The 11,882-nt window shown below is 62.9% G+C and carries 14 protein-coding genes and 3 pseudogenes; 9 read left to right on the plus strand and 8 right to left on the minus strand.

Translation table 11 applies throughout. From position 1 onward, the window contains the following. The 5 genes and pseudogenes from K2Y42_RS17620 to K2Y42_RS17640 form a co-directional block, all read left to right on the plus strand. A pseudogene (locus K2Y42_RS17620) lies at positions 1-527 on the plus strand (P-type conjugative transfer protein TrbL); the annotation flags it as partial. Beyond that, entirely contained in the window at positions 527-1,216 is a 690-nt protein-coding gene (trbF, locus tag K2Y42_RS17625) for a conjugal transfer protein TrbF (protein WP_291154942.1), read from the plus strand. The pseudogene K2Y42_RS17620 and the gene trbF, both read left to right, overlap by 1 nt. Further along, complete coding sequence (trbG, locus tag K2Y42_RS17630) at positions 1,213-2,259, plus strand: P-type conjugative transfer protein TrbG (protein WP_291154944.1); 1,047 nt, start codon at positions 1,213-1,215, stop codon at positions 2,257-2,259. Before trbF ends, trbG begins: the two co-directional genes overlap by 4 nt. After that, positions 2,256-3,494: a TrbI/VirB10 family protein gene (locus K2Y42_RS17635; RefSeq protein ID WP_291154946.1), complete on the plus strand. Its 1,239-nt coding sequence runs from the start codon at positions 2,256-2,258 to the stop codon at positions 3,492-3,494. Before trbG ends, K2Y42_RS17635 begins: the two co-directional genes overlap by 4 nt. Position 3,495: 1 nt before the next feature. Then, a complete protein-coding gene (locus tag K2Y42_RS17640; RefSeq protein ID WP_291154948.1) occupies positions 3,496-3,759 on the plus strand; it encodes a DUF2274 domain-containing protein in 264 nt (87 codons plus the stop codon). On the opposite strand, the gene K2Y42_RS17645 is transcribed toward K2Y42_RS17640, so the two are convergent. The 7 genes and pseudogenes from K2Y42_RS17645 to K2Y42_RS17670 form a co-directional block, all read right to left on the minus strand. Next, complete coding sequence (locus K2Y42_RS17645) at positions 3,731-4,429, minus strand: LysR family substrate-binding domain-containing protein (protein ID WP_366512422.1); 699 nt, start codon at positions 4,427-4,429, stop codon at positions 3,731-3,733. The genes K2Y42_RS17640 and K2Y42_RS17645 overlap by 29 nt on opposite strands. A gap of 63 nt (positions 4,430-4,492) precedes the next feature. Further along, positions 4,493-4,672 (minus strand): annotated as a pseudogene (locus K2Y42_RS21310) (LysR family transcriptional regulator); the annotation flags it as partial. Next, positions 4,669-5,487, minus strand: coding sequence for an organomercurial lyase (merB, locus tag K2Y42_RS17650; protein WP_291154949.1), 819 nt, complete (start codon positions 5,485-5,487; stop codon positions 4,669-4,671). The pseudogene K2Y42_RS21310 and the gene merB, both read right to left, overlap by 4 nt. 33 nt (positions 5,488-5,520) lie before the next feature. Further along, entirely contained in the window at positions 5,521-6,954 is a 1,434-nt protein-coding gene (gene merA, locus K2Y42_RS17655) for a mercury(II) reductase (RefSeq protein ID WP_291154951.1), read from the minus strand. Continuing rightward, on the minus strand, positions 6,951-7,250 hold the full coding sequence (gene merF, locus K2Y42_RS17660; RefSeq protein WP_291154953.1) for a mercury resistance system transport protein MerF: 300 nt from the start codon (positions 7,248-7,250) through the stop codon (positions 6,951-6,953). The genes merA and merF overlap by 4 nt, the downstream gene beginning before the upstream one ends. After that, positions 7,216-7,515 carry a cation transporter gene (locus K2Y42_RS17665; RefSeq protein WP_291154955.1) on the minus strand — a complete coding sequence of 100 codons (300 nt, stop codon included), beginning with the start codon at positions 7,513-7,515 and terminating at the stop codon, positions 7,216-7,218. The genes merF and K2Y42_RS17665 overlap by 35 nt, the downstream gene beginning before the upstream one ends. A 29-nt stretch (positions 7,516-7,544) precedes the next feature. Further along, positions 7,545-7,931 carry a mercuric transporter MerT family protein gene (locus tag K2Y42_RS17670; protein WP_291154956.1) on the minus strand — a complete coding sequence of 129 codons (387 nt, stop codon included), beginning with the start codon at positions 7,929-7,931 and terminating at the stop codon, positions 7,545-7,547. A 77-nt stretch (positions 7,932-8,008) separates the two neighbouring features. Between K2Y42_RS17670 and K2Y42_RS17675 the strand changes: the two genes are divergently transcribed. The 4 genes from K2Y42_RS17675 (at position 8,009) to K2Y42_RS17690 (ending at position 11,303) form a co-directional block, all read left to right on the plus strand. Further along, positions 8,009-8,452 (plus strand): helix-turn-helix domain-containing protein, encoded by a 444-nt coding sequence (locus tag K2Y42_RS17675; RefSeq protein ID WP_291154958.1) that lies wholly within the window; start codon positions 8,009-8,011, stop codon positions 8,450-8,452. A 98-nt stretch (positions 8,453-8,550) separates the two neighbouring features. Beyond that, positions 8,551-9,897 carry an NAD(P)/FAD-dependent oxidoreductase gene (locus K2Y42_RS17680; RefSeq protein WP_291154960.1) on the plus strand — a complete coding sequence of 449 codons (1,347 nt, stop codon included), beginning with the start codon at positions 8,551-8,553 and terminating at the stop codon, positions 9,895-9,897. A 329-nt stretch (positions 9,898-10,226) separates the two neighbouring features. Further along, positions 10,227-10,514 carry a hypothetical protein gene (locus K2Y42_RS17685; protein WP_291154962.1) on the plus strand — a complete coding sequence of 96 codons (288 nt, stop codon included), beginning with the start codon at positions 10,227-10,229 and terminating at the stop codon, positions 10,512-10,514. Positions 10,515-11,033: 519 nt separating this feature from the next. Continuing rightward, complete coding sequence (locus tag K2Y42_RS17690) at positions 11,034-11,303, plus strand: AlpA family phage regulatory protein (RefSeq protein WP_010185526.1); 270 nt, start codon at positions 11,034-11,036, stop codon at positions 11,301-11,303. On the opposite strand, the pseudogene K2Y42_RS17695 reads toward K2Y42_RS17690, so the two are convergent. Further along, positions 11,293-11,772, minus strand: a pseudogene (locus K2Y42_RS17695) (site-specific integrase); the annotation flags it as partial. The gene K2Y42_RS17690 and the pseudogene K2Y42_RS17695 sit on opposite strands and share 11 nt — an antisense overlap. Between the last annotated feature and the right edge of the window lie 110 nt (positions 11,773-11,882).

Raw genomic sequence — 11,882 nt, forward strand, 5'->3', positions numbered from 1 at the left:
CGGGCCCGCGTGGCCGAGCGATTTCAGGACCGATCCTGAAAGTGATGTTATCGGCATTCTCTCTAACGCTGGTCGCGCTGGCAGCGTGCCCCGGCGCGGCTCTCGCGGGCGGAGCGTCCACCGCCTATAGCCTCGGCGCGGCTAGCCAGTCCGGTGCAGCGGGTGTCGCTTCCGGCCTCGGCGGCGTCGCCCGCGCTGGCGCGTCGGCGGCCGCCTCTCCGCTGAAACGCGCCGCGTCGCGCGCAGCGGACAGCATGAAGTCGAGCTTTTCCGCCGGCGCCAAGTCCGCCTTCGAGGCAACCGGTGGTTCTTCGACCGCGGGCACGATCGGCGGCAACACCGAGGCCGCTGACGCCACCGCCGCTGGCCAGAGCGCATCTTCCCGTCAGGGACCGCCCGACTGGGCCAAGCGCATGAAGCGCTCCCAGAACATCACGCACGGCGTCCAGGCCGCCGCGCACGCCGTTCGCTCCGGCGACAGTCACGGCGGCGGCTCTTCCATCAACCTTTCCGAAAGCGACCGCTGATGAGCCTCTTCAAACGACCGGCAACCCATTACGGCAAATCATCCGAACCCGAGACGCCCTATCAGCGCGCCGCCCAGGTCTGGGACGAACGCATCGGCTCGGCCCGTGTCCAGGCGAAGAACTGGCGGCTGATGGCGTTCGGTTCGCTGATTCTCTCGGCCGGGTTCGCTTCGGCGCTGGTCTGGCAATCGGCGCGCGGAACGATCGTGCCCTGGGTGGTGCAGGTCGATCGCCTCGGCCAGGCACAGGCCGTCGCGCCCGCCACCGCCGACTATCAACCGACCGATCCGCAGATGGCCTGGCATCTCGCCCGCTTCATCGAGCAGGTTCGCTCGATCCCCACCGACGCCATCATCGTCCGTCAAAACTGGCTGCGCGCCTATGAGTTCACAACTTCGGCCGGCGCGATGGCGCTCAACGACTATGCCCGCGCCAACGACCCCTTCACCAAGGTCGGCAAGCAGCAAATCTCGGTAGATGTCTCGTCCGTCATCCGCGCCTCCCCCACGAGTTTCCGCGTCGCCTGGGTCGAGCACCGCTATCAGGACGGCGCGCTTGCCGAGACCTCACGCTGGACCGCCATCCTCACCATCGTCGTGCAGCCGCCACGCGACGCCGAAAAACTCCGGGCCAATCCGCTCGGAATCTACGTCAACGCCATCAATTGGTCACGGGAGCTGGGACAATGAAGTCGTCTTTCCGTAAAGCCGGAAATCCGGCTTCACACACATCCGCATCATCGGTGCGTAAAGCCGGGTTGCCGCTCATCCTGCTCGCGACGACCGCACTCGCCGGCTGCGCCACGACGCAGAAGCCGCCCGAGATCAGCTATGACAGCGCCGCGCCGGCCGTGCAGACGGTCGATCCGCCAGCACCCGTCACCGTGGTCGAACTGCCCCGGCCACTGCCGCTACCCGGCCAGATGAAGCCGGTCGAAACGACGCGGAGCGCGCCGGAGCCGGCCGATCCGACAGCCCGGGTCAACCTGGCCAATGCCGCGGCTCGCATTCAGCCGGTACGCAACGGCTTCATCAACTCGATGCAGGTCTATCCGTTCACACAAGGCGCGCTGTATCAGGTCTACACCGCCGTCGGACAGATCACCGACATCGCGCTCCAGCCCGGCGAGCAGCTCGTGGGCTCCGGTCCGGTGGCCGCCGGCGACACCGTGCGCTGGATCATCGGCGACACCGAAAGCGGAACGGGCGCGACGCGACAGATCCACATACTGGTGAAGCCAACCCGCACCGAGCTGATGACCAACCTCGTCATCAACACCAACCTGCGCACCTATTACATGGAGCTGCGCTCGACCGAGCGGACCTATATGGCGTCCGTCTCCTGGCAGTATCCGCAGGATCAGCTGATCGCGCTGCGCCGTCAGAACACCGAGGCGCAGGCCGCCCAGCCGGTCGCCACCGGCGTTGACATTTCCCGCGTCAATTTCCGCTACGAGATCGACGGCGACCGCGCGCCATGGCGACCGCTCCGCGCCTTCGACGACGGCCGCCAGGTGTTCATCGAGTTTCCGCGCGGCATCGGTCAGGGCGAGATGCCGCCACTCTTCGTCGTCGGCCCTGACGGCAACACCTCCGAGCTGGTGAACTACCGGGTTCGCGGCAACCACATGATCGTCGATCGGCTGTTCGCCGCCGCTGAGCTGCGCTTCGGCTCGGACAAAAGCCAGAAGCGCGTCCGCATCACCCGCACCGACGGGAGGCCGGCATCGTGAGCGAGATCGAAACCGGACAAGAGGAACGGCCTGAGCCGGAAAACATCGAGCAGCCCCTGACCGGCGAACCGGCGCCGCCCATGCGGCTGCGCGCCGAGGCGCCACGCGTGACGCGCTTGTCGCGCAAGGTACTGGCCGGTCTCGGTCTCGTCGCCAGCGTCGGAATTGGCGGCGCGCTGATCTACGCTCTCCAGACCCGCGACGGCGGCCGGTCGAATCAGGAGCTGTATTCGACCGACAATCGCGCCACCGCCGACGGCCTTGCCGGCCTGCCGCGAGACTATACGGGGCCGGTGCTGGGGCCTCCATTGCCCGGCGACCTCGGCCGTCCCATCCTCAACGCTCAGAACCGGGGGCAGCAGGTCCCGGTTCCTGGCATGGCGGCGCCGAACCCCGGCCCCAGCGCGGAAGAACAGCGCCGGCTACAGGAATTGGAGTCTGCCCGCACGGCGCACCTGTTCGCCTCGACAGAAACCAGGACAGGCGCGCCCACAGCGGCAGCAGCTGGGGCAACATCAGCCGTCAATCCCCCACTGCCCCAACCCGATCTGACCAGCCTCGGCCTCGCGCCGCAGCCGGCCACACCAACAGCGCAGGATCGCCAGCTCGCCTTCCTCAACGGTGCCACCGACCGCCGGACCATCGCCCCGGACCGCGTCGTCGCGCCGGCATCGCCGAACATCCTGCAGGCCGGCGCGGTGATTTCGGCAGCACTCGTCACCGGTATCCGCTCCGATTTGCCCGGCCAGATCACGGCTCAGGTCACCGAGAACATCTATGACAGCCCGACCGGCCGCATCCTGCTTGTGCCCCAAGGCACCCGACTGATCGGCCAGTATGATAACGGCGTCGGCTTCGGCCAACGCCGCGTGCTGCTGGTCTGGAACCGCCTCATCATGCCGAACGGACGCTCGATCGTACTCGAGCGCCAACCAGGCGCCGACTCTGAGGGATATGCCGGTCTGGAGGATGGCGTCGACTATCACTGGGGCGAGCTGTTCAAGGCCGCCGCGCTCTCCACCATCCTGAGCGTCGGTGCCGAGGCAGGATCCTCGGGCCAGGACAGCGACATCGTGCGCGCGTTGCGCCAAGGGGCATCGGACAGCGTCAGTCAGACCGGTCAGCAGATCGTCGGCCGACAGCTAAACGTTGCGCCGACGCTCACCATTCGACCTGGATACCCGGTCCGCGTGATCGTCACCCGCGATCTGGTGCTCGAACCCTACGGAGGCTGACATGGCGAAGTTGAAACTCGGCCCGATCACCGATGACAAGCCGGTGAAGGTCTCGCTCGAACTGCCGGCCACGGTTCACCGCGATCTCGTGGCCTATGCCCAGGTACTCGCCCGCGAGACAGGAAGATCCGTGGGCGATCCGGTGAAGCTGATTTCGCCGATGATCGAGCGATTCATGGCGACCGACCGAGGTTTCGCGAAGGCGCGACGCGACAGCGAACGCGGGCGCCCGTCCGCTAGCTCAGGCTCGACGTCGCAGAATTAGCGATCAGTCCCGGCACTGTGACGGCGTTCGATCGTCGCGACATTGTTCTGGCCAGGCTCAGCAACCGCCGTAGAGCCGGATTATCATTGTGCGGCGACCAAATCGCGCAGAACGGCAGAATCTCCTCGCTGAGTGGGCGGTAGACGACGCCGGGAAAGCGCGCCGCAATAGTCGCTTCGCTGGTCAGCGTGAGGCCCTGACCCATGGCGACGAGATTCATGAGGTTGTCTCGGCCGACACGGTAGCGTTCGACGTTGGGGTGATGCCCAAGGTCAGCGAGGTGCTTCACCAGGTAGTCGTGGATCTCCGGACCCGGGTCGGTCTCACTGACGATGAAGTGTCGGTCTCGCAGGTCCGTCCAAGAAATCTCGCGCTTCCGAGACAGGACGTCATCGCTCGGCAATGCTACGAAGACACGTTCATTCCAAAGATGCGCCAGATCGCACCCGTCCGCGACCGGCTCACCGGTCAGGAAGGCGACATCCAAGTGATGCCGTTGAATCGCGGCGATGTGGCCGGAGGGCCCGCCTTCAATCAGATCGGGGCGGATGGTTGGGTTTGCCGTAGCATAGGCGCGGAGGAGATCGGCGAGAAAGCCGGATGCGAGCGACGAAAATATCCCGATGCGCACGGTGCCCTCTTCGCCGCGCCCAAACGAACCAACGTCCATGGCGGCATGACCGATCTGAGCGATGGCCTTGCGAGCGCGGACGAGAAATCTCTGGCCGGCTTGCGTGAGATGCACACCACCATGGTGGCGAATGAATAGAGCCGCTCCTAGTTCATCTTCCAGATCCCGAATACGCCGGCTGATGGCGGACTCCTGAATCGTAAGCGCCTTCGCTGCGCGTCGAAAGCTCCCGCTCTCTGCAGCTGCAACAACGTAGCGAAGATGGCGCAGCTCGATTGTCAGCGAACGACCTTCCTCGACTTAGAAGGTGGTTGCGACTCTTCATCCGACACTGGGCCGGGCACTGTCAGAACTGGACCAAAGATCGCGCGGCCGACTTCCAGGGCCTCTTCCATCACCAACATGACGCCGTGCCGGGATGGCGTCTGCTGATCAAGCCAACGCCGCAATTGCTCTTCCGAACAAAAGAAGGCGATCGACGGGCAACAAGAGTTTGCCGCCGCACCTCCTTCATAGGCAAAGTCGTACCAGACTACGGCGCCAGCTGGCGACACGTTACGCAAGGTACGACCCTCATCGCCTGTCGTCGCCCGGACGCTTCTACCACTTAGCCGGCAGCGGGACTCGACCGTGACGTCGCTGCGATACATCCTAGCGACCCCGAGCGCGTCGATGGCGCAGAGGCTGTTCAAGGTGTGGCTCTTCAGTACGACGTGGTGACCTGTCTGTGTCTCCGTGAAAGGGTAGGCATAGCGGATCGCGTCCGTGCCGGGTTCAAGGCCCACGAGATCGCGCAGTTGCAGCTTGTGTAGAACGACGCGCACGCGTTCCTCTGGGATGTCCGAGCAGGCGGCGATCTCGCTAGCACGAGGCGGCCGACCGTTCTCGGCGTAAAGGTCGAGGGCGATCCGCCACACCAGATCCTCATTCGGTTCGAGCGCCTGCGACCACTTGTCCAAAAGTCCCGCCCGCGCCGCCATGCGCCCGCTGAGCGCATGGCGCGCGGCCGGCGTGGTAACGGCCGACCAGTCCGGGCGGCATACGCCCGGCCTGATCTCGACACTGAACTCTTCCGATGTTGTCGCGTCGATCGCCATCACGTTCTCCTCGACTGATTGCCCGGCCAATTGTCAGCCGGCGCAACAGGACAGCATCTTGACATCCCGGTCGAACGTCTGCGCCGCAAGTTTGAGGCCCTCGACCGTGGTCAGATAGGGAAAGATCATCTCCGCGAGGTCATCTATTGTCAGACCCCAACGGATCGCCATTGCCGCCGTCTGGATGCTGTCCGCGCCTTCAGGCGCAAGGATGTGTGCCCCAAGCAGCTTGCGGGTGTCGCCATCTGCCACAAGCTTGATCAGCCCACGTGTGTCCCGGGCGGCAAGCGCGCGAGGCACGTTATCGAGTGAAAGCACCGAAGTACGGACGTTGTGCCCGGCGGCGCGCGCCTGCGCCTCCGTAAGCCCGACGCTTCCGACCTGCGGATCGGTGAAGACCACGGCGGGCATCGCCGCGTTATCGTAGCGCAGGCTGTCGCCATTCAGCGCGTTCTTCGCCGCGAGCTTCGCGCCGTAGGCCGCCATGTAGACGAATTGGTCCTTCCCCGTCACATCGCCGGCCGCGTAGACGCCCGCTTTGGAGGTGCGCATCCGGTCGTCGACCACGATGGCCCCCACGGGCGTCCGGGCGATACCAGCTTGTTCAAGGCCAAGGCTTTCGGTGTTCGGGGCGCGACCGGTCGCGACGAGAACCCGCTCGGCCGCAAGCGTCTCTGCGTGTCCGTCCCGAACCACCGTGAGCGCGACGCCATCCTCCGTCCGACGGATCGACTCGTAGGTCAGACCGCCGACGATCTTGATACCCTCGTCGGCGAGATAACCGGCGAGGGCCGCCCCGATCTCAGGCTCGGCTTCCGGCAGGAGGCGGCTGCGGAAGACTAGCGTCACCTCGACCCCCACTCGAGCGAAGGTTTGCGCTAGCTCAACGCCGATGTAGCCACCGCCGAGCACGATCATCGAGCGTGGCAGCGCGGTCAGATCCAGCGCCGTCGTGCTATCGAGGATTGAGATGTCCGTTATGCCCGGGATCGCTGGCAACGCAGGCCGGGTCCCGGTGGCGATGATGATACGATCCGCCGCGAAGCTCTTGCCACCGGCTTCGACGCCGCCATCGATGAGGCGGGCACGGCCTTCATGATATGCGACGCTGTTATAAGATGGCAGGAGATCGGCGTACTTCGCCTGACGCAGACCCGCGACCAGTTCATCCTTTTGGGCGACCTGCGCACCCCAGTCTGCCACCCGCGCCTGCGCGGCGATCCCGGCAAACCTGGGTGCGGCGTTGGCGTGGTGCACCGCTTCTGCGGCCCGGATGAGGGCCTTCGACGGGACGCAGCCGACATTGACGCACGTCCCTCCGATAGTGCCGTGGCCGATCAATGCAACTTGCGCGCCCTGTTCGGCCGCCGTGATCGCGGCCGAGAACCCGGCCGAGCCGGCGCCGACGACGATGAGGTCGTAGCGGCCGTTCCCGTTCTTTGCGCTCGGAGCGCAGCAATCACTCATGACTTGAACTTTCCTGTGTTCTTATCCGTCTCACAGCAGTCGATGACGGCCGGGGTAGATGCGTTGCGTCGGTAGAGCCCGATCCCGACCAGCCCGAGCGAGGCGACAAGAACCGGAATCAGGACATAATCGGCCTTGCCCGCGAGCGCCGAAAGCCCGATCGTTGCTAGCGCGAGCCCAAGGATTGGAGTCGCGCAGCAGAGCGCCGCCACGACCGCCCCAATGATGCCGGTTCGAAAAAGGGCGCGACTATTCACGTCATCAGCCTTTTGTCGCGCGCGCCGGATATCCAGCATTGGTCGACGCCGCAATGAGCGTCGCGACATTAGTGACTGCATCGTCGAAGGTGACCGTCGCCACGGCGGGCGACGTTCCGTTCGCCTCCTGGACCATTACTGTCTTTACGCCCGAGACGCGGGAGAGCGTTTTCTTGACAATCGGGGCACAGAGTTCGCACGTCGCGTTATCGACGTTTAGGACAATGGTTCTTTCGGCGGCTTGGGCCGCGAAAGGCGAAAGCATGACAGTAAGCGCAGTCGCTGCGAGGATACGTCGGAACATAGATTTTCTCCTTCAGGTTAAGCGGTCGGTCAGAGGAACAAGGGCGCCAGTTTCGGGAAGCCGAGTGCGACGATAACGAGCACAGTAGCCGTCCAAAGCCCGATCTTTGCGATGCGACCCGAGCTGGGTTTGGCGCAGTAGGAGCCTTCGGCGCAGGCGACTTTAGGCTTCCGGTAAACGAGATAGAATCCGTAGCCTAGGAAACCAATCGTCACGGCGGCGAAGATGGGCTGATAGGGCTCGAGGGCCGTCAGGTTGCTGATCCAGGCGCCGCTGATTCCCAACGTGAACAAGGCGAACGGTACAACGCAGCAGCTAGACGCAAGGATCGCACCGATGATCCCACCAGCTGCAAGCCACCCCTGCGTCTTAGCCTTTCCCGCATCCGGCGAGTCGACCAGTTTGGTATCGCTCATGAAAAAAGCCCTTCAATTCGAGTCGGCCATACGATAGGGTCTGTAGTGACTACAGGCTCAAGAGGTTTTTTTTGGTCATGACGGATCGCGCTATCGGACGGGGTTTCAAACGTGGTGAGTTAGCGCGTCGGACCGGGTCTAATTTAGAGACAGTCCGTTACTACGAAAAAATTGGACTTCTTCCCGAGCCGCCGCGCAGCGCCAACGACTACCGCATTTATGACGAAGCCCATGTCCGGCGCCTCCGCTTCGTCATGCGTGGACGCGAACTCGGTTTCAGCATCGAGGAAATCCGCGGCCTTTTAGAGTTGGTCGACGGCGGCAAACAGACGTGCGGGGAGGTCAAAGAGCGTACCGAGCACCACCTCAGTGATGTTCGCGCAAAGATCGCAGACCTCAGGCGGATCGAAAAAATTTTAGCCCAAACCGCCGCGCAGTGTTCGGGTGACGCCGTTCCGGAATGCCCGATCCTCGATGCGCTTTCGTCATATCCAGACGTTGGCGATGCGGGGCACCGTTGAGGCCGCGGAAATTGTCAGCCGTTTCGCCGTTGGAGCCTGGTTGCGGCTGCGAAAGTCAGCTCGGTAATGCGCCCACGGCGAATAAGTAGGAGAGACGAATGGCGAACCAATTCGACCTTGTAGTCATAGGAACCGGCACGGCAGCCATAGCCACCGCGATGCGCGTGCGCGCAGCGGGCTGGAGCGTGGCTGTCATCGACCACCGGCCTTTCGGCGGCACCTGCTCCCTGCGGGGTTGCGACCCGAAAAAGATGCTTGTCGGCGCCGCCTCGGCTGTCGACCATGTCCGGCGCATGAGCGGCAATGGCGTTGCCGGCGACGTCCATATCGCCTGGCCCGAATTGATCGCCTTCAAGCGTACCTTCACCGACCCGATCCCCGAGAAGCACGAACATCGTTACAAAGAAAAGGGCATCCATAGCTATCACGGTCATGCGCGCTTCGTAGGCCAGAACAGTCTGACAGTGGGTGGCGAGAGCCTTGAAGCCCGTCACGTTTTGATTGCTGCGGGCGCCGAGCCGATAAAGCTGCACATTCCCGGTGAAGAGTATTTCGCCACCAATGAGGACTTTCTGGCAATGGAGCGGCTGCCCCAACGCATCGTGTTGGTCGGCGGCGGCTATATAGCGTCAGAATTCTCCCACATCGCCGCTCGCGCAGGCGCGCAAGTGACCATTCTTCAACGTGGCGAGCGGATGCTCACGCACTTTGATCCTGACCTTGTCGGTTGGCTCATGGACAAATTCGCCGAGATCGGGGTCGATGTGCGCCTGCGGACCACTGTAGAGGCGATTGAGAAGAAGGGAGCGGGCTTTGTCGTCCACACCTCATCAGAAGGTGGAGGCGCAATTTTTGAGGCCGACCTCGTTGTTCATGCGGCCGGCCGGGCACCCTCGCTGGACGGGCTTGATCTTGAGGTCGGCGGCATCGCCACGGAGAACGGCCGGCTCAAGCTGAATGAGCACCTACAGAGCGTCTCCAACCCAGCCGTATACGCCGCCGGCGATGCGGCACAGAAGGGGCCGCCGCTCACTCCTGTCTCTAGCCACGACGCCAAGGTGGTCGCCGCTAACCTTCTGGAGGGCAATCGGCATACACCCGACTATCGCGGTGTGCCGAGCGTGGCCTTCACGATCCCGCCGATCGCTGCCGTCGGACTGAGCGAGGACGAAGCACGTCAGCAGGGCCTGAAATTCCAGACCATGTCCCAGAAGGCGTCCGACTGGTTTACTGCCCGCCAGGCCGCAGAAAAGACCTATGGCTTCAAGGTGATAGTGGAGGACGACACCGGGCGTATCCTAGGCGCACATCTTGTCGGACCGCACGCCGATGAAGTGATCAATCTGTTTGCGCTTGCGATCCGCCACGACCTAACGGCCGACAATCTGAAGACGACGATGTTCGCGTATCCCACCGGCGCCTCGGATATCGGCTACATGCTCTGACTGCCTTTGCGTCTTCTGTAATCACCGAGGACGGACGCATTTGGCTCTATTACTCGTTAAGGACGCCGAACTGGCACGCGCGGAGCTTCGACGTCGCTAGACGCTTCGTCGGCGATGCGCCACCAGGAGCGCGGGCGCAGACATGGTGAAGCTCGCGGGCCAGCCAATCGGATCAACTTCCGTATTGACCCTGTATTTAGTACAGGGTGTAGCAGTCCTAATGTGATGATCGTCAATGTGAACCAACGAGCAGCGCCGCACAGATGGCTTGGCGGCGCCACCAGCGCGGAAAGTGAGGTTTCGTGAACGAAAGGCCAGCAGCTGGGCTTATGACCGCGATTGTCGTCGCGCCATTGGTCGCGCTTTGCTGCCTTGGGCCGCTTTTTATCGGCTCGGCGGTAGGTGGTGTCGTGGGCTGGCTTAGCGGACAGGGTCTTGCATTGACCGCCGTGCTGGCATTCTTGGCCGCAGCCATTGGCTACGCCGTGATGCGTTGGCGCAGGGCATCATCCAATCGAGTGGATGCCGGCCCGACTTGCGCATGCGATGTATCTGTGGCGCGGCAGGACGTCGAGCTTGATGTCGTCAAGCCTGCGAACGAACGGCGGGCCCGTTAATCGCAACGATTCGGGCGGTCTGCAGCGCACGGTGGCGATCGCTCAGGGCGGACGATCATCCATAGAACTGGTACGTCCCAATCAAGAAATGCCAATGCCACTGGAAGATCAGCGACCTGAATGCTGTCAGTTCAGCAATGAAGCTGGGAACCGCCGATAGTGGCCAGGCGGTGACATATTTGAGTGGCTAAGCCCGCCACGATTCGAACGTGTGGCCTCCATTTTCGGAGGGCAACACTAAGTGATGGTGCGGGTGGCCGGGGTCGAATCGGCACTCCTCTCGGAACTGGATTTTGAAGTGAATCGCGGGTTCCACCGGGTTGGAATTCCGGGGTTGGCGCCGGTTCGAACAAGAGCCGAAGGGTCGGCCGACGCTCCCAGACGACACTTGCCCGTTGAGACCATCCGTCCGATTTACACGCTAAAGCCCGATATTACCGCACACGTTCACGCGCGGGCTTCAAAGCGGAAGATCTATCGCCTTCTATCTCCACAAGAGCAAAGAAGTGGAGATACGGTATGAGCGCTACCCCACATGTCGCCCGAAGAACAATTCGCCGGCAGCAGTTACGAGAGATCGTGCCGCTTGCCGACAGCACGATCTACGACATGGAGCAGCGAGGAGAATTCCCGCAGCGCTTCTATCTCACCTCACGCTGCGTCGTCTGGGACTTGGCAGAGGTCGAAGCCTGGCTCGACGCTCGGCGCCACGCCTCTCGCGCAAATGCCATCAAACGTGCTCCAAGCCCCGACGTGAGGCTGCGCCGTTCGCGGCCCGTCAAACACTAGGCTCCAACTCAAGCAACTCCATCGTGGCCGGGAGCAGCATCGGACGATACTTCTGACCCAAAACCCACGCTTCCAACAGGTTGGACCACTCCTGCATCATATGGCGGCGTTGATGCTCGTACTCCGCCTTGTTGTAGACGCCACGCGACGACCTTCCGTCCTCATGCGCCAAGCACTTCTCGATCCAGTCGCTATTGAAGCCCAGCTCATTCAACAGGGTAGAACCTGTGCGCCGCAGATCGTGAACAGTGAACGGTTCGAGCGGCAGCCCCTCCTTTTTCGCCCTGACGACGACCGCAGTCGTGATCCGATTGAATGTCGCCCGCGACATCGGTGCGTCAGCGTCGTATCGCGAAGGAAGGACATAGCGCGAATTGCCCGCGCAGGTTTTTAGCGCGATGAAGATGTCGATGGCCTGCTGCGACAGGTAGACGTTGTGTGCCTTCGACCGCTTCATTCGCTCTTTTGGGGTCAGGACATAGAACGGGCACAGATATACGCTAAGCGTCTCTGCGCGCACTTATGGGTCGACTCTATGCGTCGACGACTCCAGCATTCCAAAGGCATCCATCGGACAGT

Source organism: Hyphomicrobium sp. (assembly GCF_019744875.1).
In the GTDB taxonomy this organism is placed as follows: Bacteria; Pseudomonadota; Alphaproteobacteria; order Rhizobiales; family Hyphomicrobiaceae; genus Hyphomicrobium_C.